The sequence below is a fragment of the Rhodomicrobium sp. genome (assembly GCF_047605405.1).
Classification (GTDB): Bacteria; Pseudomonadota; Alphaproteobacteria; order Rhizobiales; family Rhodomicrobiaceae; genus Rhodomicrobium; species Rhodomicrobium lacus.
The window spans coordinates 1-20,358 of sequence record NZ_JASGFR010000038.1 but is presented as its reverse complement, the minus strand read 5'-3'; the positions used below and the strand labels follow the sequence as shown (position 1 = coordinate 20,358).

Annotated in this window: 21 protein-coding genes and 1 pseudogene; 6 read left to right on the top strand and 16 right to left on the bottom strand. The window is 64.5% G+C overall.

The window, feature by feature from the left end:
* Together QM659_RS13860 and QM659_RS13855 are read left to right on the top strand one after the other, a co-directional pair.
* Positions 1–447 carry a YeeE/YedE family protein gene (locus QM659_RS13860; RefSeq protein ID WP_415188860.1) on the top strand — a complete coding sequence of 149 codons (447 nt, stop codon included), beginning with the start codon at positions 1–3 and terminating at the stop codon, positions 445–447.
* The gene (locus tag QM659_RS13855; RefSeq protein WP_303483694.1) at positions 448–906 is read left to right on the top strand and encodes a DUF6691 family protein; all 459 of its coding nucleotides are present in this window, start codon (positions 448–450) and stop codon (positions 904–906) included.
* A 24-nt stretch (positions 907–930) separates the two neighbouring features.
* On the opposite strand, the gene QM659_RS13850 is transcribed toward QM659_RS13855, so the two are convergent.
* The 5 genes from QM659_RS13850 to QM659_RS13830 form a co-directional block, all read right to left on the bottom strand.
* Complete coding sequence (locus QM659_RS13850; protein WP_415188859.1) at positions 931–2,748, bottom strand: AMP-dependent synthetase/ligase; 1,818 nt, start codon at positions 2,746–2,748, stop codon at positions 931–933.
* Complete coding sequence (locus QM659_RS13845) at positions 2,720–3,619, bottom strand: 3-keto-5-aminohexanoate cleavage protein (RefSeq protein ID WP_415188858.1); 900 nt, start codon at positions 3,617–3,619, stop codon at positions 2,720–2,722. Before QM659_RS13845 ends, QM659_RS13850 begins: the two co-directional genes overlap by 29 nt.
* Positions 3,609–5,600, bottom strand: coding sequence for an acetyl/propionyl/methylcrotonyl-CoA carboxylase subunit alpha (locus tag QM659_RS13840; protein ID WP_415188857.1), 1,992 nt, complete (start codon positions 5,598–5,600; stop codon positions 3,609–3,611). Before QM659_RS13840 ends, QM659_RS13845 begins: the two co-directional genes overlap by 11 nt.
* Before the next feature lie 167 nt (positions 5,601–5,767).
* A complete protein-coding gene (locus tag QM659_RS13835; RefSeq protein WP_415188856.1) occupies positions 5,768–6,877 on the bottom strand; it encodes a hypothetical protein in 1,110 nt (369 codons plus the stop codon).
* A complete protein-coding gene (locus tag QM659_RS13830) occupies positions 6,874–8,253 on the bottom strand; it encodes an APC family permease (protein WP_415188855.1) in 1,380 nt (459 codons plus the stop codon). Before QM659_RS13830 ends, QM659_RS13835 begins: the two co-directional genes overlap by 4 nt.
* A 251-nt stretch (positions 8,254–8,504) precedes the next feature.
* On the opposite strand from QM659_RS13830, the gene QM659_RS13825 reads away from it, so the two are divergent.
* The gene (locus QM659_RS13825) at positions 8,505–9,821 is read left to right on the top strand and encodes an alpha/beta hydrolase (RefSeq protein ID WP_415188854.1); all 1,317 of its coding nucleotides are present in this window, start codon (positions 8,505–8,507) and stop codon (positions 9,819–9,821) included.
* Between the two features lie 67 nt (positions 9,822–9,888).
* Here the strand turns inward: QM659_RS13825 and QM659_RS13820 are convergent, their stop codons facing one another.
* The 3 genes from QM659_RS13820 to QM659_RS13810 are packed head-to-tail and all read right to left on the bottom strand — an operon-like array spanning position 9,889 to position 11,524.
* On the bottom strand, positions 9,889–10,362 hold the full coding sequence (locus tag QM659_RS13820) for a periplasmic heavy metal sensor (protein WP_303483705.1): 474 nt from the start codon (positions 10,360–10,362) through the stop codon (positions 9,889–9,891).
* Positions 10,362–10,859: a hypothetical protein gene (locus QM659_RS13815; RefSeq protein WP_415188853.1), complete on the bottom strand. Its 498-nt coding sequence runs from the start codon at positions 10,857–10,859 to the stop codon at positions 10,362–10,364. The genes QM659_RS13820 and QM659_RS13815 overlap by 1 nt, the downstream gene beginning before the upstream one ends.
* Positions 10,856–11,524: an RNA polymerase sigma factor gene (locus tag QM659_RS13810; RefSeq protein WP_415188852.1), complete on the bottom strand. Its 669-nt coding sequence runs from the start codon at positions 11,522–11,524 to the stop codon at positions 10,856–10,858. The genes QM659_RS13815 and QM659_RS13810 overlap by 4 nt, the downstream gene beginning before the upstream one ends.
* 298 nt (positions 11,525–11,822) lie before the next feature.
* Here QM659_RS13810 and QM659_RS13805 point away from each other — a divergent pair, with 298 nt between their 5' ends.
* Complete coding sequence (locus tag QM659_RS13805; RefSeq protein ID WP_303483711.1) at positions 11,823–12,317, top strand: DUF4405 domain-containing protein; 495 nt, start codon at positions 11,823–11,825, stop codon at positions 12,315–12,317.
* Positions 12,318–12,418: 101 nt separating this feature from the next.
* The gene (locus QM659_RS13800; RefSeq protein WP_415188851.1) at positions 12,419–12,940 is read left to right on the top strand and encodes an HMA2 domain-containing protein; all 522 of its coding nucleotides are present in this window, start codon (positions 12,419–12,421) and stop codon (positions 12,938–12,940) included.
* A gap of 132 nt (positions 12,941–13,072) precedes the next feature.
* Here QM659_RS13800 and QM659_RS13795 read toward each other — a convergent pair whose 3' ends face one another.
* The 3 genes from QM659_RS13795 to QM659_RS13785 form a co-directional block, all read right to left on the bottom strand.
* On the bottom strand, positions 13,073–13,546 hold the full coding sequence (locus QM659_RS13795; RefSeq protein WP_127079452.1) for a cyclic nucleotide-binding domain-containing protein: 474 nt from the start codon (positions 13,544–13,546) through the stop codon (positions 13,073–13,075).
* 105 nt (positions 13,547–13,651) lie between these two features.
* Positions 13,652–14,212, bottom strand: coding sequence for a cyclic nucleotide-binding domain-containing protein (locus tag QM659_RS13790; protein WP_415188850.1), 561 nt, complete (start codon positions 14,210–14,212; stop codon positions 13,652–13,654).
* A 160-nt stretch (positions 14,213–14,372) separates the two neighbouring features.
* A complete protein-coding gene (locus tag QM659_RS13785) occupies positions 14,373–15,059 on the bottom strand; it encodes a response regulator transcription factor (RefSeq protein WP_127079456.1) in 687 nt (228 codons plus the stop codon).
* 78 nt (positions 15,060–15,137) lie between these two features.
* Between QM659_RS13785 and QM659_RS13780 the strand changes: the two are divergent.
* Positions 15,138–15,668, top strand: a pseudogene (locus QM659_RS13780) (L,D-transpeptidase family protein); the annotation flags it as partial.
* A 49-nt stretch (positions 15,669–15,717) separates the two neighbouring features.
* Here QM659_RS13780 and QM659_RS13775 read toward each other — a convergent pair.
* The 5 genes from QM659_RS13775 to QM659_RS13755 form a co-directional block, all read right to left on the bottom strand.
* Positions 15,718–16,485 carry a hypothetical protein gene (locus QM659_RS13775; protein ID WP_415188849.1) on the bottom strand — a complete coding sequence of 256 codons (768 nt, stop codon included), beginning with the start codon at positions 16,483–16,485 and terminating at the stop codon, positions 15,718–15,720.
* Between the two features lie 130 nt (positions 16,486–16,615).
* Positions 16,616–16,780 (bottom strand): cbb3-type cytochrome oxidase assembly protein CcoS, encoded by a 165-nt coding sequence (ccoS, locus tag QM659_RS13770; RefSeq protein ID WP_415188848.1) that lies wholly within the window; start codon positions 16,778–16,780, stop codon positions 16,616–16,618.
* Complete coding sequence (locus tag QM659_RS13765) at positions 16,777–19,014, bottom strand: heavy metal translocating P-type ATPase (RefSeq protein ID WP_415188847.1); 2,238 nt, start codon at positions 19,012–19,014, stop codon at positions 16,777–16,779. The genes ccoS and QM659_RS13765 overlap by 4 nt, the downstream gene beginning before the upstream one ends.
* On the bottom strand, positions 18,984–19,502 hold the full coding sequence (locus QM659_RS13760) for a FixH family protein (protein WP_415188846.1): 519 nt from the start codon (positions 19,500–19,502) through the stop codon (positions 18,984–18,986). The genes QM659_RS13765 and QM659_RS13760 overlap by 31 nt, the downstream gene beginning before the upstream one ends.
* A partial coding sequence (locus QM659_RS13755) for a 4Fe-4S dicluster domain-containing protein (protein WP_415188845.1) occupies positions 19,499–20,358 on the bottom strand: 860 nt, incomplete at its 5' end. The genes QM659_RS13755 and QM659_RS13760, both read right to left, overlap by 4 nt.

Below are 20,358 nucleotides of genomic sequence, written 5' to 3'. Positions count from 1 at the left end.
ATGGCATCGATATCGAACGCACTCATTGGGGGCGCCCTGATCGGGGCGGCCTCGGCTGGGCTGCTCCTCGTCAACGGCAGGGTAGCAGGCATCAGCGGCATTCTCGGCGGCGCGATAAGAGGCGAGGCGGGCGTCTGGCGGTGGACCTTCGTCCTCGGCCTCATCGCGGCCGGGTTCGCCCTCCCAGCCGTTGCCCCCTATGTGTCCGCGTTTGATATCAACCCGGTCGGCAGTCCGACCGGCGACATTCCAGCCAGCGTGACGACACTCGCCATTTCGGGCGTCCTTGTGGGTTTCGGCACGGCGCTAGGCACGGGCTGCACGAGCGGCCATGGCGTTTCAGGCATCTCGAACCTGTCGCCGCGCTCGCTCGTGGCGACACTGACTTTCATCGGCGTGGCGGCAGTCACCGTCTTCATCGTTCGCCATCTCGCTGCGGGGGCTTGAATGCGCGCGATAACGTCAGCGATCTTCGGCTTCATCTTCGGCGCGGGCCTCGTCATTTCGGGCATGACCGATCCGAACCGCGTCCTCGGTTTTCTCGACGTCGCGGGCAACTGGGATCCGACGCTCGCGTTCGTGATGGTCGGCGCGATCGCCGTCACCCTCCCGGCCTTCGCACTGGCGCGGCGCGTCAGAAATGCGGCGCTCGGCGGTCCTATTTCGATCCCGGACCGCAAGCGCCCGATCACGCTGTCGCTCGTCATCGGGGCGGCAATTTTCGGCGTGGGCTGGGGCTTGTCCGGCATCTGCCCCGGGCCGGCAATCGTTATCCTGACGACGGCGACGGTCAAGGTGTCCGTGTTCTTCGCAGCGCTCGTCCTAGGGCTATGGATCGCCTCCGTGGTGCCAGCCCGGGCACAGAGGCGCGAGCGGGGCGATGCGCTGCAAAATCTCATCCGCTAGCTGGGCCGTTGAACCGGGGGGCTTTCAAACCTTCTCGTTTTCGCGATAGAGGCCGTCCACCACTGGCGTCAACCGCGTGATCACAGCCTGCCTCTTCACCTTGAGCGTGGGCGTGAGATCGCCGTTCTCGATGGACAGCGGCTCCGGCACGATGGCGAAGCGGCGGATATTCTCCACGCGGGAATGCCGCGCGTTGATCGCGTGAATGCCTTCCTGAATCTCCTCGCGGATTGCTTCCATCAGCGCCGGGCCGTCGGCCATTCCGCGCTCGCTCGCGAAGCGCTCGGCAACCGCCTTGTCGAGCGTGATCAGCGCGCCGAGATAGGGACGCCGCTCGCCGCAAACGATGGCATGTTCGACGAGCGGAAGCGCCACGAGTTCCATTTCAAGGTTGGCGGGCGCGACGTTCTTGCCGCCGGATGTGATGATGATGTCCTTCTTCCGGCCCGTAATGTAAACGTAGCCGTCCAGATCCACGCGGCCGAGATCGCCGGTGCGCAGCCATCCCTCCGTGAAAGTGAGCGCGGTCGCTTCGGGGTCTTTGGCGTAGCCCGTGAACATGTACGGCCCGCGTATGAGGATTTCGCCGTCGCGGTCGATCTTGAGATCGAGGCCGGGATAGGGTTTGCCGACCGATCCGATTTTTGTCGCGCCCTTCAGGTTCGTGGTGCCGACGCCCGCGCTTTCCGACAGTCCCCAGAGTTCGCGCACGGGTAAGTCGAGGCCGGTCAGGAAGCGCAGCGTTTCCTCCGGGATCGGCGCGGCGCCGACACCGAGATGCTTCGCGCGGTCGAGGCCGATGAGGCGCTTCGCCTTCCGATGGAAAAGCCGCGATGCCACGGCTTTGGCCAGCGCGGTTTTCAGGCCGATGGGTTCGCCCGCTTGTTCCTTGCGGTGCCATTCCCGACCGACGCCAAGCGCCCACCGCGCAATCTTCGCCTTCGGTCCCCTTGCAGCCGCGAGCTTGCCTTGCACGGCGCTGGCCAGTTTCTCGTAAACGCGCGGCACGCCGAAAAAGAAGTCCGGCCGCACCTCCGGCAGATGCTCGCCGAGGCTCGAAACGTCGCGCGCGAAGTAGACGGCATTGCCGACCATGATCTGGAAATGGATCGTGAGAATGCGTTCGGCGATGTGCGCGAGCGGCAGATACGAAATCGTGCGGTCGCCGCCGGTGACGTCGAACAGCTTCAGCACGAGCGCCGCCGTCTTCGCGAGCGCGTCGTGGCTGATCTGCACGGCCTTCGGCGGCCCGGTCGTGCCGGAGGTGTAGATCAGACAGCCGATATCTTTCGGCTGGATCGCCTGCAAGCGCCGCTCGACCTCCGCGTCGAAACGGTCGTCGCCCTTCGCCATGAACGCGTCCCACGTCATTTGCAGCGGGTCCGGCGCGTCCGCGCCGCGCATCATGACCACGTGCCGAAGGTGGCTCAATCCTTCCCGCTGGCTCGCGATGCGGCGGAAGTGCTCCTCCTTCTCGGCAAGCACGACGGCACATTCCGAATGCTCGATGATGTAGGCCGCGTCCTGCGCCGACGCCGTGAAGTAGATGCCCGCGACATTCGCCCCGACCATCATGGCGGCGATGTCCATTATGACCCATTCGGGACGATTGTAGCCGATGATGCCGACCGCATCGCCCGGCTTCACGCCGAGCGCGACCAGCGCCCGCGCCGCGCGACGCACCTCATCGCGGAAGATGTTCCATGGCGTCGGCGTCCAGCTCTCCGCATCGCGCACGTAATAGGCGGGCGCATCGCCGCGCCGCGCCGCCGTTTCGAGGAAGCGCCGGGGCGGAGAAACGAAAGGCTCATCCTCAAGCGGCGCCGGTTCCTGCCTCCTCATGATGCGATCCTCCCAGGCTCATCATTGTTCTGGCTTCTTCGGGCGAGGCGATTTCGCGCCCCGCTCTCGTGGCACATTTGGCCAGCGCCTCGATCAGCGCGCCGTTGCTTTTCGCCTTATCGCCGTTCGGCAGGTAGAATGTGTCTTCGAGGCCGGTGCGCAGCATGCCCCCGAGTTCCGCCGCGCGCTGATGAACGGGCCAGATTTCGGTGCGGCCGATGAGGGTCGTCTGCCAGAGCGCGCCGTCGCGGCGATATTTCAGCAGCAGCGCGAGCAGGTCGGCGTCAACCGGCATGCCCGAGGCGACGCCCATCACGAAGTTGTACTGCGCGGTCTTCGCCATACCGTTCTCGACGTAAAGGCCGACCGAACGCACGATGCCGACATCGAAGCATTCGAACTCCGGCAGCGAGCCCGCTTCCGCCATGGCATCGAGGAAGCCCTGCACCTTCGACACCGGGTTGTCGAAAAGCAGCGGCGGCCACGCCCAGCGCCCGTCAGAGCGGAGCTTGAGATAGTTGAGGCTGCCCGCGTTGCAGGCCGCGATTTCGGGCCGCGTGCGCTTGATGCAGGCGACCGGGCCGGAAATGTCGGGGCCGACCGTGCCTGTCGTCTGGTTGACGACGATGCCGGGGCACGCCGCGCGGATCGCATCGACGGCAGCCGCCGCGACCGCCGGCTCCCAGCTCGGCAGGTGGCCCAGGCCCTCGCCTTGCGCGCGGAAGTGGATATGCACGATAGCCGCGCCCGCGTTCCAGGCTTCACGGGCGGAGGCCGCCATCTGCTCCGGCGTTACCGGAATCATCGGATGCTGGCGCGGGTCGGTGAGCACGCCGTTCAGCGCGCAGGTGAGGATGGCTTTATCGGACATCTGCGGGCGCATCCTCCGTTTCTATTTCAAACAACAGGGCGCCGCTTGCCACCTGCGAGCCCGCGCCGGCATGCACCGCCGCGATGCGGCCCGGCGCAAGCGCTGTCACGCGCGTTTCCATCTTCATGGCTTCGATGAGCGCCAGCGTCTCGCCCGCCGCCACGGCCTGCCCCGGTTGGGCCAGCACCTTCACGAGCAGGCCCGCGACGGGAGCGGCGATGCGCCCCGCGTCCGCCACGTCGTCCGCTCGGGCGTGGTCCGGCTCCGCGAAGGCAAAGGCTGCGCCGGCGATGGCGAGATGAAGCTTTGCGTTGCCCCATGCCGCCGTTGCGCGCCGCCGGACGCCGTCCGCCTCGAAAACGATACGGGGCGGCGCATTCTCGATCAGCGCGATGTCGACCCGATCGCCGCCGACCGCAACCGTCATCGGGCCGGAGCGCGGACGCGTATAGGTGAGGCGCTTCGTTTCGACGCCGCAAGTGAGGGTGAGCGAAAAATCGAAGGCGCTGCCGGACCAGAACCATTCGCCCGCGCCGCCGCTGCCCTCGGCATGAAGCGCGGCGGCGAGCGCCCAGTGCAACGGTGCGGGGCGAGCCTGCGCGAATGGCGACGCTTCATCGCCCGCCGCCAAATGCGCCCAGTCGTCGAGCGTCGTCGTGGCGATTTCCGCGCGCTCGAACGCCTCGCTGCGCAGGAGCGCGATCAGGAATTCACGGTTGTTGAGAAGGCCGAGCAGCGGGGCATCCTCCAGCGCCGTGGCGAGCCTGCGCGCCGCTTCGGTGCGATCTCGTCCCTTCGCGATGGCCTTCGCCACCATCGAATCGTACCACGGCGAAACCTCGCTCCCCGTCTCGACGCCGGTATCGAAGCGAATGGAGCCGCCTTCCTGCGGCGCGAAGTGGACCACCATGCCGGTCTGCGGGCGAAAGCCGTCATAAGGGTCTTCGGCACAAAGCCGCGCCTCGATGGCGTGCCCGCGGATCGCGATTTCCCTCTGGCGGAGCGGCAGAGGCTCCCCGGCGGCGATCCTGAGTTGCCAGTCTACAAGATCGACGCCGGTCACCATTTCCGTGACGGGATGCTCCACCTGGAGGCGCGCGTTCATTTCGAGGAAATAGAAATTCAGCTCCGCGTCTGCGATGAACTCCACCGTGCCCGCGTTGCGGTAGCCTGCCGCTTTCGCCAGCGCGACCGCATAGCCCGTCAGCCGCTCGCGATGCGCGGGCGCGAGCACGGGGCTCGGCGCCTCCTCGACGATCTTCTGCCGCCGCCGCTGCGTGGAGCAGTCGCGCTCGAAGAGATGAACGACATTGCCGTGATCGTCGCCGAAGATTTGCACTTCGAGATGGCGAGGGTGCTCGATCAGCTTTTCCAGCATCAGCCGGTCGTCGCCGAACGCGGCCTTCGCCTCCCGCCGTGCCGCTTGAAGCGCGTCCGGCAATTCCGCCGCCGCATGGACCGCGCGGATGCCGCGTCCGCCGCCTCCCGCGACGGCCTTTACCAGCAAAGGAAAACCGATGGCGACCGCCTCGGCGATGAGGCGTCCATCGGCCTGATCCTCGCCGCGATAGCCCGGAACGCACGGCAGACCCGCCGCCTCCGCGATGGTTTTCGCCGCCGCCTTGTCGCCCATGGAGCGGATGACATGCGTGGGCGGCCCGACGAACACCAGCCCCGCCGCTTCGCACGCCTCCGCGAAGTCGGCGTTTTCGGCAAGGAATCCGTAGCCTGGATGGATGGCGCCTGCGCCGGTCTTCGTCGCGGCGTCGAGGATGCGGTCGATGTCGAGGTAGCTTTCGCGCGGTGGCGGCGGGCCGATGCGAACGGCTTCGTCGGCAGCGCGGGTGTGCAGGGCGTCGGCGTCCGCATCGGAGAACACGGCCACCGTGCGATACCCCATCGCGCGCGCCGTGCGCACGACCCGGCAGGCGATCTCACCGCGGTTCGCGATCAGAAGCTTGCGAAATCGCCGTGCCGTCATTCTGGCTCCGCTCGTTGCGACGAAACTAAATTATTGCATAACAGTCATTCGCGCAACGCATGGGACGCAAGCTAAACCGAAAGGCGAATAAAAAAACGCCGCCCCGGAAGAGGCGGCGTCGCCTTGAAGACAGTTCGATGTGGGGGCGTTCCGCCGCCGCACGCCGCTCAGGAGCGCGGCGGCGCCTTTACCGCCAGCAACAGGTTCGACGGCTTGCCCCAGCGATAGCCGACCGTGAAGCCGAGCGGTCCCTTGCTTCCCTTCTTGAAAAGGTCGACGAGCTTCGGCTGCTGCGCGTGGCGGAACTGCGCGATGGGCGCCAGGTAGGTGCCGAACGGCTGAAGCTGCCAGTTTGCGTCGAGATACTTCACCGGGATGCCGGTGTCGTCCTGCACGAGCGCTGCCGAATGCTTCAGGAGAAAGTCGCGCACGTCGGAGAAGCCGGGATTATGCAGCAGGTAGGACGCGCTTTTGATGAAGGCGTCGCCCTGGCCGTAGCCTTCGAGAAATTTCAGGAAGCCGCTTGCCTGCACACCCTTGTTGGAAAGGTCGGTCTTGAAATAGTAGATCGTCTGCTCTTCGCCATCCGCGCCCGCGAGCACGATCTTCGCGCCCTTGGCGGCGGAGTCTATGCCCGGTTCGTCGGCCGCGTGCAGCTTGCCTTCGCGGTCGAGCGCGACAAGGCTCACATCCTTGATCTCCTTGCCGGAGCGGGCGGCGAATACATAGATGATCGGCAGCGTACCCGACAGCTTGCGGCGCGAAAGCTGATGGCCCATCTCGCTCGTGATGAAGTAGCTGTGCTTCAGGAGGTTGCCGAGCGCGGCGCGGGTGCCGTTCAGTTCGTTATTCGCCGTCCTGACGGTCAGGTCGGAAAGCTCCGGGATCGAACCCGAGGGCTCAAGCCCCGCCATGATGATGGTCTTTGCCTTCGGAAAAAACGCATTGGCGTAAAGATAGTCGGGGCCGGAGAACAGGTAATAGAGTGTCGGCTCCTGCTGCTTCACGTTATCGGAAGACCAGCCGCGCACCTTCGAGAGCTGCTTGTCTTCGAGCTGTTTCCAGCTCGTGTCCATGAAAGCCTGATGTTTCTTGAACGCGGCATCCTTCGCCACGACCTGAAGCGGCGAATTTTCCGACGGCTGGATACCGGCGAGCACGCGCGCGATATCGGTCTGCGCCTGACCGTCGGCGGCCATGAGAGCGCCGGGCAGGGCCGTCAACAATGCAATGCCGGCGATGAAGGATCTGACGGGGAAACGGAATATCATGGTCAAGCTATTCCCTTGCTGAGAGCCGCGCTGAACTTTGCCGAAACTGCGTAGAGAAGAAGCCCCGTGATCATGAGACCGAGGCTCGCGAGCGACTGTCCGGGCCGCTCGATGAGAAGGTGGACAAGCACGAACCCCGTCACCCCGAGGAAGAAGACGGGCGTCAGAGGATAGGCCCAGGCCTTGTAGGGACGCGGCAGGTCCGGGCGGCGAATGCGCAGCACGATGACGCCGAGGACTGTCAGGAAAGAGCAGAGCGTGAGCGCGAACTGGATGAATTCGAGCACCGTCTCGAAACTCTGCGTCAACAGCAGCGCCGCCGCGACGACAAGCTGGAACACGATGGCATTGACCGGCACGCCATTGCTCGACGTTTTCGCGAACACGGCGAGCATCGGATTGTCCTCGCCCATGGCCTGCGCCACGCGTGGCCCGATCCACGTCATGGCGCTGACCGCCGAGATCAGTCCCAGGCAGATGAGCGCGGCGACGATCTGGCCTCCCGTTTCGCCGAAGATGTGCCGCCCGGCGATCAAGCCGACTTCGATCTGGCCGGCGAGTTCGCCGATCGGCGTCGTGTAGAGGAACACGGCGTTGAGGGCGACGTAGAGCGCGGTCACGATCAGCACCCCATAAAGAAGCGCGCGCGGAAGGGTCTTTTCCGGCTCCTTGATCTCGCTCGAGATGTAAGTTGCGGCATTCCAGCCCGAATAGGCATAGAGAACGAAAACGAGGCTGATGGCGAAGGGCGCGCTCGTCAGATACCCCAAATCGGCCCCGGACGGCGCGAAGGAAATGGGCTGTGGCTTGCCCCATATGAAGCCGGCCGCGATGAAGCCGACGATGAGGCCGAGCTTGATGAAGGTCGATATGTTCTGAAGCACGCTTCCCGTCCTCACGCCCATCAGATGCACGATCGATACGGTGATCACCAGAACGACGCCAAGCGTCAGGACCGGCGCGCCGGGGAAAACACCCGCGAAATACTGGCCGAACGCCATGGCCGCGAGCGCAACCGGTGCGGCGAAGCCGACGGTGGCGGAAATCCATCCGGCCATGAAGCCGACGGCGGGGCGGAACGTGCGCGACAGGAAATTGTATTCGCCGCCGGAGCGCGGAAAGGCTGCGGCAAGCTCTGCATATGACAATGCACCGCAAAGCGCCACAAGGCCGCCGACGACCCACAGCATGAGCAGCGAGAAGCCTGAAGGGATATCGCGGACCTGGAAGCCGAGGCTCGTGAAGACGCCCGTGCCGATCATGTCGGCGACTGCGAGCGCAGTTGCCGTTACAATGGATACCTTGGGCAGGTCCACCGACCCGAATTTGCCCCCGGACGAAGGCGCGCCAGTATCCTGCGCGTGAACCGATGCATCACTCATACCCAGCTCATATCAATTAAAGACGATTTCAACAATTCCACCGGTAAGGTTAACACTCCGGTAGTTGCGCCGTGGCAACTTGGGCTGTGCGTTCAAGCGGATTGTACTCTAGCGGGAAAGGCATTTAGAAAGTCCTTTCGGCTAAGCTCGGGAAGCGGCCCATGATATGGTCACGATTGCGGGTTATCCCGTTCCGCACGTGTGGCGAGTGCAGGCCGCCGAATATGTTTGTTGGTAGCGTGCGAGTATCCGTGTCCGTCCTGTCGAGAGTATCCGTTGAGTTTTTTTCGAGGCTGCGTTTCCCGATTGTCGCAGCCCTCGCCCTTGCGGCCGCTGGCTGCCGGTCCGAAACGGACGCCGTCGACTTCGCGAAGACCCCGGATGCGTCGGCCCTGAGCATGGAGCTTCCCCCATCGGGGCTGGCGGCGACGAGCTCGGACGCGGGCGACCGCCTGAACCGATCCGCCAAGCAGGGCGTTCTCAAACAGCAAAATCCGAAAGCCGCGACGGCCCCGTCTGCCATCGCCCTGGCCTCGGCGTCCGCCGGACAGCGGCCGGCCGAAAGGCGCGCTCCCGCCGAGATGCCTGCGATGATGGCGGTTTCGATGCCGGTCGAGGCACAGGCTCCCTCGCTTCTCGTGCCGGTCAAGATGGTGAAGAAAGGCTCGCCGATCAAAGCCGAACCGCCGCTCCTGCCGCTCAGGCAGACGCGCACGAAGCTCGTGCCCCTGCAAAACGCGCCATTTCCCTATCGCGGCGTCAATCCGATGACCGGACACCCGTTCCTCAATGTGAACGACGGCGGCAGGCGCGGCCACGGCACGTCGAGCGGGGCGGTATACTGGGAAGACAAGACCTACAGCGATAGCCGCACCTTGCTTCATATACCCCGCGGTTTCGACCTCCGGCGCCCGGCGCTTATGGTGCTGTTCCTGCACGGGCATGGCGCCACCTTGCAGCGCGACGTGATCCAGCGGCAGCGCGTGCCGGAGCAGGTGTCCGAGGCGGGCGTCAATGCGGTGCTCGTCGCGCCGCAACTCGCGTCCGATGCGGCGGATTCGAGCGCGGGCAAGCTTTGGGAGCCCGGCGGCCTTCGCCGCTTCCTCGACGAGGCAAGCGACGAACTCGCGAAGCTGCATGGCGATCCGCGCTCCAAGGGCTATTTCGACCGCATGCCGATTGTGATCGTCGCCTATAGCGGCGGTTACGCAACGGCGGCTTCCTGCATCCGTCACGGCGGCGCGGACGAGCGCTTGCGCGGCGTGGTGCTGCTCGACGCGCTTTACGGCGAGACTGACACCTTCGCGAACTGGATTTCATCGCGCGAAAAGGCATTTTTCCTCAGCGCTTACGCGTCGTCCACGCGGGCGCGCAACACGGAGCTTGCCGACATTCTGAAGGGCAAGGACGTGGCGCTGAACACCAAGCTGAAAGGTCCGCTTCGCAGCGGAAGCGTGACGTTCATCTCCACCGAACCGGGCACCGATCACCGCGACTTCGTGACGAAAGCGTGGGCGCATTATCCCATAAGGGATTTGCTGCAAAGGCTCCGCGTCGAAACGCGGTGATTCTCAGGCTTCAGCTTGCCGGAGCGGAATGTCTTTTCACGGGCCGGGGCCATGTTTGCGTGTCGCATTATCTGCGCGGTGGCTCGGCCCTCCAATCCGCGAGCTTTGCACGCCCTTCGAGCGACATGTTGAGCGCGGCCGAGGCAATAATCTCCTCAATCGCCGTCTCCAGCCGACGACGCGCGTCCCGTGCGTCCGCCATGGCCTTCCGTGTTGCATCGCCATCATAGGGATCGGCGCGCAGAGCGAGGCGCAGCGCGTCTCGCGCCCGGTGAGCGGCGGCATGCGTCTCGTCAACCTCGCTGCCGCGCTCGGCGTACGCGGCCTTGAGGCGATCGGCATCTTGTGCCGGAAGCTGCGCCGCCAGCCTCTCGAACTGAACGGCCGGGCCACCCCTGCCGCCGTGAAAGGCCGGTTTGAGCAATGCGGTGAGCGAAAACGCCGCTGCGCAGCAGATGAAAAAGATGTTCAGGGCGAGCGACCAGAAAAGCAGTCGGCGACGCGGCCTGTTCTCTGCGGCTATGGTGTCTTGCGCGCTCATCAGAAGGTTCCAATCGCGGTTTCGGACTGAAAGATTGCGGCGATGGTGTCGGTGGTCTGTTCGTCCTGCGTGATCTTCTGCGCCCAGAAGATGCCGAGCGCGATGCCGCAGGCTGCCGCAAGCGAAAGCGCGGCAGCTCCAGGCAGAACAGGGCGTGAGAAAAGCCGGTTGCGCGCCTGGCTTTCCGGTTCGTCGCGCCGTCGCGCCGCCGCCGGCCTGATGGCGTAAGCCCCGGCTGAAGGGGGCATCTGAGCAGGGAGAGGGTCGGGCAGCGCTGCGAGAAGCCGCGCAGCGATAACCTCGCCTTCGGTCTCGGATGGCGAGGCAGCGAGACCTGCGCGGATGAGCCCGTCGAGACGGCGCGCTTCCGCCAGAGCAGCCGCCGCTTCCGCATCGCTGGCGACGAGACGCTCGGCGGCGCCTCGTTCCGTGTCGGGCCACCCGGAAAGATCGCTGCCGTGACTATCGAGGAGATCCTGAAAACGGGCGCGGATCATGGGCGGCTCCCTGACGTGAGGTCATCATGTTGCGCGCGAAGCACGGCGCGCAGCGTTCGCTTGGCACGCACGAGGAGCGCTTCCACGCTTGAGACCGTCGTCTCCAGCACGGCAGCGGCCTCGGCATTGCTCAGGTCTTCGTAATAGGTCAGCACGATAGCGGCGCGCTGTCGGTCCGGCAGATCGGCAATCGCGCGCGCCATTGTGGCATCGGCTTCCTGCCTTTCAAGGTTCGCATCCGCCGAAGGCTGCGGGTCCGGTATCTCCGCCGCGTCGTCGAGCGGAGCGAAACTTCTCTGCCGCTGCCTGTTGAGGCAAAGATTGACGACCACGCGATAAAGCCACGTCTTGAAAGCGGCCTCGGCGCGCCAGCGCGGCGCATTCAACCACACGCGGAGCATCGCCTCCTGCGTGATCTCTTCGGCATCGGCGGGGTTCGCGAGCATGCGCCGCGCCAGCGCGAGCATCCGAACGGCATGGCGGGCAGCAAGGCGACGGAAAGCGGCCTCGTCGCCCTGCGCCACTCTTCGCATCAGGGTGTTGTCGCATGCATCGTCATGTGCATCTTCGGTCTCGGCGGCGCGACGGACTTCCGCTCTGTCCGGGTGCGCGTCTTTATGGGGAGGCGACACCACAAATGGCCTCGCGCGCGTTTCTTGCTTCATCCATGCAACTGCCCCGGTAGACACGCGGTCCCCTCCGCCTCGTCGCGCAAGGCCCGCATTGGTGCCTGCTTACCATCTTGGACACGGCAAGCGCAAAGATCCTGCGCAATGACCGTGCGCGCGGGCGCGGCGTACCGATCGAAGGAAACAGCCGCAAAAAGCTGCGCAGGTTTTCACGCCGCCGCCGTGTTCAAGCTTCAGGACGGCGGGCTTCTTTCCACAACTCGCCCGGTCGGATCGAATGAATAAACCGCAAAGCGCCTCCTCGGAGGGGCAGCTTCGGCTGAAGGAACATGACATGAATGGTTTTCTCGGGCGCGTGACGACGCCTTTCACGTTTGGCCTTTTCGCGGTGTCCGCGATTTCGGGTGTGGCGTTATTCTTTCACCTGGGCTCAAACCTTTTTCACAGCATGCACGAATGGCTGAGCCTGCTGTTGCTCGTGCCGTTTCTGTTGCATGTTTCGCGGCACTGGGGCGCGATGAAGGGCTATTTCCGGCGCGGCGCGATGGTCATTCCGCTCGTGCTCTCGCTCGCCGCCGCCGCGGCCTTCATAATTCCCGCAGCGATGAAGGGCCCGACCGGTTCGCCGCGAGCCGCCGTCATGCTGATGATGCAGACACCGCTCGACACTCTCGCCCCCGTGCTGAAGACAACGCCCGATGCTTTGAAGGCGAGCCTCGCCCAGCGCGGTTATAAAGTGGCTTCGACCGCCGAGACACTTGCGAGCGTGGCGGCTGCCTCCGGCGCGCCGGCGATCAAGCTGCTGGTCGAAGTCATTCCGTCCCGGTAATCGGCCATCGGCCGCAAGCGGTCGGTCCGGCCTGGCCTTCTGAACAGCACCGTAGCCTTGACCGGCCATACCGGCCCCGATAGCTTGTTTTAAGCCCGCATGTGATCACTTCTCTCGCAGGACCAGCCGTGCCCAGTTTCGTTCTCGCCTCCCACTGTCCTGGTCGCTTGCGTCTGCGCTCCCCCCGATGGCGCGCCAAGTCCGCGCTCGATGCCCTGGTGCGGGCGGTCGGAGCGATAGAGGGCGTGGAACGCCTCGAACCCAACCCGAGGGTGGGCAGCCTGCTGGTGTTTTACGATCCCGTCCGGTTGCCGCCTTCATCGTTGCTGGCGCGGCTTTCCCCGCTGCTCGGTGAGGAAGAGGCGTCAACCGTGCCACAGCGCGACGGGAATCAAGGTGTCAACGACGATAGCGGGATCGAAGCTCGCGGCGCCAGCCGCTGGGCGGTTCCCGCGGTCAGCCGGGACATCAATCGTGCCGCCAAGATCGGCATGCTGGCGACCACGGGCTTGACCGTGGCGGCGCTCGGTTTCAATCGCCGCGTGCATGCCATCGCTGGCGGCGCAGGTCTCGCCTTTCTTGCGGTACATCTGCTGCATCATCGCCGCAAGATCTTGCGCTAAGCGGACGAGACGCTGCGCGTGCGGATGGGCGAACCACGCTATCGGCCCTTGCATTAACGCATCGTGACGCGGGCGCCCTCGAAACCGCCATCGCGCTCCATCTGACCGAGTAGCGCGACGCGATCAAGAGCGTCACGCAGCCTTTTCGGCTTTCTCGACTTCGGCAAGTCTGCTGTCCACGCGCCGGATATCAGCCGCAAGTCCGTGCAGGCGAACGAGCAGCTTTTCGGAAATGTGCTGCGCCAGTTCGGGGTGCTGCTCCATGGTCGCGCGGAAAGCATCGCGGGAGAATGCCAGCGCCCGCAGACGCTCCTGCGCCGTCACGGTCACGCTATGAACGGTTTCCACCAGCATGCCGAGTTCGCCGACAAGCGTGCCGGGCCACAGATCCTCGACGTAAAGCTCGCCACCCTCAATGCGAGGGCAACCAGCCTTTCCGGTCATGATCAGGTAAGCGGTGCTGCCGGTCTGGCCTTCGGTAATAAGCTCGGCGCCAGCCTCGAAGAATGTCTTCTGGCCGACAGCCGCAATCGCTTCAAGAAGCTCTTCAGAAAGCCCACTGAAGAGGGGAACCTGCTGTAAAAGCTCGATTTTATGGTCGAGCATAGAACCACCCGTTTCTTTGATTCGGCCAACTCTCCTACACGTTTACAACTACCGAGGTAGAGTTTTGTTTGATTCGCGTCGGTTCGCAACGATATTAACGAAACCCTACTTCTCTCCGCCAAATCGACGTGTGGGTTGGCGCGGGTCGCTTTTATTGAAAGCGTCGGTTTGCGTCTCCGCTTCGACCGTCGCCGGTCCCGGCAGAGGCGCAGCACTGTCCTTCTTTTCGAGCAGCAGTTCGAAATCTCGCAGATCCTTCGCGAAAGATCGCAGTCTGAGAAGGAGATTGTCGGCCAATTGGCGCGCAATGCCCGGGTCGCGCTGCATGACGCGCGTCAGCCGGCTGCGCCGCAATGCAAGCGCGCGCACGCGTTCCGAAGCCTCGACGGTGAGCGGATAGACGGTTTCCACAAGCATCGCCATCTCGCCCACCAAGGCGCCCGGCCCGATCGGCTCGCTCTGGCCCATCCCCGGAAACCCCGCGCAACGCACTGAACCGGACAGAACAAGGTACGCGCAGTCTCCCGCGCCGTCTTTCCTTGTCAGAAGCTGCCCGGGCTCGAAATACACCTTCTTCCCGGCTTCCAGAATCGCGGTGAGTTGCTTCTCCTCAAGGCCTTTGAAAATCGGCAGTGCTCGAAGAAGCTCGACATTGGAATCGAGCATTGCTGAGGAACCTATCGCTTGAGTGGCCGAACTCCTTCAACCCATACGAACGGGTTCGGACTTTGCGCGATTCGGTTATGCAACTCAAGGTTGTTTTTGATGCAGAAGCCCTTCGCCGTGCGGCGCGAAACAGGGGTCTTCTCTATCGAGGGGCCGCGCCTTACGGCACAAGCTTGTAGCCGCCTGCCTCGGTGATCAGCAGTTCGGCCCGCGACGGGTCTTTTTCAATCTTCTGGCGAAGCCGGTAGATGTGGGTCTCCAGCGTGTGCGTGGTGACGCCCGCGTTGTAGCCCCAGACTTCATGCAGGAGCACATCGCGCGAGATGACCTTTTCGCCCGCGCGGTACAGATACTTGAGGATAGACGTTTCCTTTTCGGTCAGCCGCACCTTCGCCCCCTTCTTGTCGACGAGCAGTTTCGCCGACGGGCGGAAGGTATATTCGCCGATGGTGAACACCGCTTCCTCGCTATGCTCATGCTGGCGAAGCTGCGCGCGGATGCGGGCCAGAAGCACCGCGAAGCGGAAAGGCTTGGTGATATAGTCGTTCGCGCCGGACTCGAGGCCGAGAATCGTGTCCGAATCGGTGTCATGCCCGGTCAGCATGATGATCGGATTTTTGAATCCGTTCTTGCGAAGGATGCGGCAGGCCTCGCGGCCGTCCATATCGGGCAACCCAACGTCGAGGATCACGAGATCCGTATGCTGGCCCTTGACCGCTGTGAAAGCTTGCGCGGCGCTGTGCACGACCTGCGGATTGAACTCTTCATGAAGCGCCAGTTGCTCGATCAACGACAGCGCAAGGTCTTGATCATCGTCGACAACCAGGATATTGCGCGTGTTGCTCATTTTAAACTCCGGGCGGAAGATCGCGCTGTTTGAATTAGACGACGGTACTGGCCGACGCAACGGGTGACTTGGGTGCCTATGGCGAATGTACAGCAAAAGCCCCGCCGGAAAACGCGAAAACGCACATTGGCGCGCGTCCTGACACTATCGGACGCCGCTACGTCGGGGATTATGACATACGGTCATTTACAGTTTTCCGTGGCGCTTGGGAAGTCTGGTATTCGCTCCACGAAGCGTGAGGGCGACGGCGCGACGCCGTTGGGCCGATGGCGGATCTTGACGGTGTATTATCGACCCGACAGACTGCGCCGGCCGCTCGCCGGAGTGCCGGTTCGCGCCAATTCGACCGCTTACGGCTGGTGCGATGCGGCGACAGACCGCAACTACAACCGCAGGGTGTCGATGCCTTATCCGGCGAGCGCCGAGCGGCTTTGGCGAAACGATTCGCTTTACGATCTCGTCGCCGTGCTCGACTACAATATCGCACCCCGCTCCAAAAGGCGCGGCAGCGCCATTTTCATGCACGTCGCGCGCAAGTCGTTCGCGCCGACGGAAGGGTGCATCGCCACGACCCGTGCGCACCTTCTCCGCTTTCTGGCGGCGACGAAAGCGGGAACCGTGATCGCGGCCGGGCGAAACGCGCCGCCCCGTCCCGCGATCAGCGCGGCCGCCTCGGATTCAGGTAAAGGTCGGCTTCCTGCTTGTCGATCGCGAGCGAAATGGCGCCCTGCCGAACACCTCTCACCACGCGTCCGACATGGCGGCGTGCCGCGCCGTTGAACTTCAGCATGCCGCATATGAGTTGAAGCGTCGTCGCCAGAAGCGTGGAAGGCGCGCCGTCGAGCGTCACATCCCACCGCCCGGCCATATGGAACACATGCCCGTTCAGATGACCGATCCGCGCGCCTGTCTGGTCATAGAGCGTGTAGTCGCCGCCGAAATTGATCCAGTCCTGCCGCAGCCTGTAGAACCGCGCTTCGCCGCCTTCGATCAGAAAGAACGAGAATTCTTCCGGCAGGCCCGGCCATTTGCGCGCCGAACGCTCCACCTGCACGATCTGGTCGTGTCCATCGATGTTGAGCGACCACGATGTCACCGGAAAGCCGCGCGCCCCCGTCGAGAGCTGCACGCTGCGCCCCACCAGCAGGTCGATGCTTCCGCGCCATGTCATCGACGGAGTGAAGAGCTTCAGCACGACCCGTTTCGCGCCCGGCTCCTCGGATTTCCACAGGCCCTCTCGATAGGTGATCAGGCCAGCGCGTTCGCCGCCTTCGAGCACCTCGCCGATCACATCGCTGTCCGCCGTGAATTGCCGCGACTTGGCGCGGTGCCGGGAATGCACGAAAAGGCCGACCTCGACATCGTTGAGGCCGGTCCACCACATATCCACGGTGAAGTTCCTGGCTGCCGCCTTCGCCCGACCCATCCGCGTACCCCTCAGAATCACCTGCGCGAAGCTTGCGCCAATTCGGGGTTCGAGGCTGCGGGAATGCGCCGCAATCCACAGCCGCATGCGCCGAGAACGGATCAGGCCGCGATCGGCACGCCCTTCCCGCTCAGGCTCCCGTCTGCGGCTTCTCCGGCGGATCGTCTTCGAGCGCGCGCCACGCCGCGCCGTCGAGATCTTCATATTGGCCGGACTTCAGCGCCCATATGAACCCGCCAAGGCCAAGAGCGCCGAGAAACAGGGCGATGGGGATCAGCCACGCAAGCGATGTCATGCCTTGATCTCCAGTTTCGCGGTACGCAGCCGAACCGCGTTCAGCGTGACGAGGATGGACGATGTCGACATTGCAATGGCTGCGACGAGCGGGTTCACGAAACCCGCGATGGCCAGCGGCACGAACACGATATTGTAGCCGAAGGCGATGGCGAAGTTCTGGAACGACATGCGCCGCGCCTTCTTCGCCGTGGCGAGCAGTTCGACAACCGGCGAGAGCTTCGCGCCTTGAAACACGGCGTCAGAGGCCGTCTGGCTGATGTCGGCTGCGCTCGATGGCGAGGCGGAGGCGTGCGCGGCGGCGAGTGCGGGCGCGTCGTTCAGCCCGTCGCCGACCATGAGCACGCGATGCCCCTCAGCCTTCAGCTTGTCGAGACGCGCAATCTTTTCGTCGGGCTTCAGCCCTGCGCGCCACTCCGCGATGTGCGCGGCAGAGGCTGCGGAGGCGACGGCTTCGATGCGGTCGCCGGACAAAAGCTCCACGCGATAGCCCGCGCGGGTGAGCGCATCCACCGTAGCGGCGGCGTCCTCGCGCAGTTTGTCCTCGAAGCGGAAGGCCACGGGCGCAGCGCCGGGCCGCGTATACCAGAGCGATGCCGATGACGCTTGCGCGTCGTCCACGCCGCACCAGGCGGCCGAGCCGAGCCGTTCCTCGCCGCCATCGGTCGCCCAACGCAGCCCGAAGCCCGGCTTTTCTTCCACGCCGCTGGCCGCCGATATCGCGCCGAAGCGGGCTTTCGCGGCCTGCGCCACGGCTTGCGCGTAAGGATGACGGCTTGCGGCGGCGAGCGCAGATGCGGCCTTGAGCGTTGCGTCGTCGATTGCATCGCCGTTGGCGAGCGAGGGAATGCCCGCCGTCAGCGTGCCGGTCTTGTCGAACACGGCCACATCGGTTTCGGCGAGCCGTTCGAGGCCGTCCGGCGCCTTCAGCAGAATGCCTTTGTCGAAGAGGCGCGCGGACGCCGCCACCTGAACGGCGGGCACCGCAAGCGCGAGCGCGCAGGGACAGGTGATGATGAGCACCGCAATCGCGATGGTTAGCGAGTGTTCCCAGCCCGCGCCCGCGATCATCCAGCCGATGAACGAAGCCAGCGCGAGGCTGTGCACCATCGGCGCATAGAACCGTGCGGCGCGGTCGGCGAGGCGCACATAACGCCCGCGCGCCTGCTCCGCCGTCGCCATGAGCCGACCGATCTGCGCAAGGAGCGTGTCGCTTTCGGCGGCGCGTGCCTCCATCTCCACCGGCCCGCCGAGATTGACGGAGCCGGCATAAACGACCGCGTCGACGGCCGCCGTGCGCGGCGTCGTCTCGCCCGTGATGAGGCTTTCGTCGACCGTCGTCGTGCCGCTTGCGATCACGCCATCGGCGGGGAACCGCTCGCCCGCTGCAACCGCGATGCGCATGCCCGGCTCGACAAGCCGCGAAGGCAGCCGCTCGACGGTGCCGTCCTGCGCGATGACATGCGCCCATCGGGACTGAAGGCCGATCAGATTTTCCGCCGCGCCGCGCGCCTTGATGCGCACGCGCTGATCGAGGTAGCGGCCGATAAGCAGGAAGAACAGCAGCGTGACGCAGGCGTCGAAATAGACCTGATCTGTGCCCCGGAACGTCTGGTAGAGGCTCATGATGGCGGACAGCCAGATCGCAAGCGAGATCGGCACGTCCATGTTCACGCGGCCGCGCTTGAGCACACCCCAGGCCGAACTGAAGAACGGCTGGCCCGCATAGGCCACCACCGGCAGCGCGATCACGGCCGAGAGCCAATGAAACAGCGCGTGCGTCGGATCGTCTGCGCCGCCTCCCTTGCCGGACCACACCGACACGGAGAGCAGCATGATGTTGGCGGCGGCGAAACCTGCCACCGCCAGCCGCGCGAGGAGGGGGCGCGCGGGATTGTTCTTTTCGTTGTCGACTGTTTCGGGGGCGAGTTCGGCGGCCTTGAAGCCTGCCTTATCCAGCGCGTCGACGAGGGGGGCGACCGCGCCCGCGCCCCGGTCGAAGATTACGGTTGCCCGGCGTGCCGAAAGGTTGGCGCGGGCTGCGGCCACGCCGGGGACGCCGAGAAGCGCGGTCTCGACCTTCCGCATGCAGCCGCCGCAATGCATGTCTTCCACCGCGAGCGTGATCGTGCGGGAGGCCGAAGGCGCGCGGATGGTCTCGGGCGATGAAGCCGCCTCCGGCTGCGCGTTCTTGAACTCGACGCCTAGTGCGTCTGCTGCGATGGTTCGAGCCATAGTCTTTCCTTCACGCGGTAGATTGCGGGCGTGCCGCCTGCTCGCGACTTTTCGGCGTCGAACGCCAGGATCCATTTGCCCGTATCAACGTGCTTGAGGTTCGCTTCGTAGAGTCCGGCGTCGATCTCCTTGAAGGAAGCGCCGTGGCTCTTTTCGCTCGATGCCGGGCGCTCGACATGGCCGGAGATGGCAAGCCCCGCGACGGGGGCGCCGCTCGCGTCTGTCATGGTGACGAGAAGGCGCTCGCCGCGCAACTCGACCTTGTGATGCCAGCCGAGAGCGGCCTGCGCCTTCGCCTCGGCCAGCGTCTGATTATAGCGCAAGCCCGCTTCGTAGCTCGCGCCCGTGGCCTCGCCCGGCTTCGTCGAGATCGCCATATAGACGAAGATGGCGTTCGCCGCGGACATCACCCCGAAGAACCCGAGAAGGATAAGGAGGACGTGCTTGCCCTTGAGGCCGCCGCGTTCGCTCGTCGTCGTTGTGCTCATCGTCCCGGCCCCTTGAATGTCGTCTCGCGAGCGGTTTCGGTCCCGTCGTCCCTGTCACGAGCGGTAATGGTTACGGGCGTCGTCGCGCCCAGCGTGGCGGCTTTTTCCCGTGGCACGCTCACATAGACCTTGATCGAACGCAAATCGTCGGGTGCAACCGTGATCGGCGGGTTTTCGCCGTCGATGCCGACGACGTTGATCTTCGCTTCCGGCACGCTGACGGAGAGCACGAAGCTGCGCGTTTCGCGCCGCTTGTTGAGCAGGCGTATCTCATAGCCGTTGCGGATGCTGCCGTCGCTGAGTTGCACGAAGAGCGGATTGCGATCCGGCACGACGTTCATCTCGAAGATCGTCTTCTGAGACAGGCCGAACAGCATCAGCCCACCCACGAGCGCGGTCAGACCGGCGTAAAGGATCGTGCGCGGGCGGATCAGGCGGATCGGTGCGCGTTTGCCGTGCGCCTCCGCCTCAAGGTTGCGGTAGGTGTCGTAGGCGATGAGCTTGGTCGGGCGACCGACCTTGGTCATGATCTCGTCGCAGGCGTCGATGCAAAGCGCGCACTGGATGCATTCGAGCTGCGCGCCGTTGCGGATGTCGATGCCCGCAGGACACGCCACCACGCATTGATTGCAGTCGATGCAATCGCCTCTCCCTTCCCAGGTGTCGCCCTTCTTGTGCGGGCCGCGCGGCTCTCCACGAAAGCCGCGATAGGTGACGAGGAGCGAGTCCGCGTCGAACATCGCGCCCTGAATGCGGGGCCACGGGCACATGTAGGTGCAGACCTGCTCCCGCGATAAGCCGCCCAGCACATAGGTCGTGGCGGTAAAGATGCCGATGAAGATATAGGCGATCGCCG

Excerpts from the sequence above, each read along its gene's own strand:
- QM659_RS13860 (WP_415188860.1), top strand. The coding sequence starts at position 1 with ATGGCATCGATATCGAACGCACTCATTGGGGGCGCCCTGATCGGGGCG.
- QM659_RS13810 (WP_415188852.1), bottom strand. The coding sequence starts at position 11,524 with ATGAAGCAAGAAACGCGCGCGAGGCCATTTGTGGTGTCGCCTCCCCAT.
- QM659_RS13805 (WP_303483711.1), top strand. The coding sequence starts at position 11,823 with ATGAATGGTTTTCTCGGGCGCGTGACGACGCCTTTCACGTTTGGCCTT.
- ccoS (WP_415188848.1), bottom strand. The coding sequence starts at position 16,780 with ATGACATCGCTTGCGTGGCTGATCCCCATCGCCCTGTTTCTCGGCGCT.
- QM659_RS13840 (WP_415188857.1), bottom strand. The coding sequence starts at position 5,600 with ATGACGGCACGGCGATTTCGCAAGCTTCTGATCGCGAACCGCGGTGAG.
- QM659_RS13785 (WP_127079456.1), bottom strand. The coding sequence starts at position 15,059 with ATGAGCAACACGCGCAATATCCTGGTTGTCGACGATGATCAAGACCTT.
- QM659_RS13790 (WP_415188850.1), bottom strand. The coding sequence starts at position 14,212 with ATGCTCGATTCCAATGTCGAGCTTCTTCGAGCACTGCCGATTTTCAAA.
- QM659_RS13765 (WP_415188847.1), bottom strand. The coding sequence starts at position 19,014 with ATGGCTCGAACCATCGCAGCAGACGCACTAGGCGTCGAGTTCAAGAAC.
- QM659_RS13815 (WP_415188853.1), bottom strand. The coding sequence starts at position 10,859 with ATGATCCGCGCCCGTTTTCAGGATCTCCTCGATAGTCACGGCAGCGAT.
- QM659_RS13775 (WP_415188849.1), bottom strand. The coding sequence starts at position 16,485 with ATGGGTCGGGCGAAGGCGGCAGCCAGGAACTTCACCGTGGATATGTGG.
- QM659_RS13795 (WP_127079452.1), bottom strand. The coding sequence starts at position 13,546 with ATGCTCGACCATAAAATCGAGCTTTTACAGCAGGTTCCCCTCTTCAGT.
- QM659_RS13820 (WP_303483705.1), bottom strand. The coding sequence starts at position 10,362 with ATGAGCGCGCAAGACACCATAGCCGCAGAGAACAGGCCGCGTCGCCGA.
- QM659_RS13760 (WP_415188846.1), bottom strand. The coding sequence starts at position 19,502 with ATGAGCACAACGACGACGAGCGAACGCGGCGGCCTCAAGGGCAAGCAC.
- QM659_RS13845 (WP_415188858.1), bottom strand. The coding sequence starts at position 3,619 with ATGTCCGATAAAGCCATCCTCACCTGCGCGCTGAACGGCGTGCTCACC.
- QM659_RS13850 (WP_415188859.1), bottom strand. The coding sequence starts at position 2,748 with ATGAGGAGGCAGGAACCGGCGCCGCTTGAGGATGAGCCTTTCGTTTCT.
- QM659_RS13855 (WP_303483694.1), top strand. The coding sequence starts at position 448 with ATGCGCGCGATAACGTCAGCGATCTTCGGCTTCATCTTCGGCGCGGGC.
- QM659_RS13830 (WP_415188855.1), bottom strand. The coding sequence starts at position 8,253 with ATGAGTGATGCATCGGTTCACGCGCAGGATACTGGCGCGCCTTCGTCC.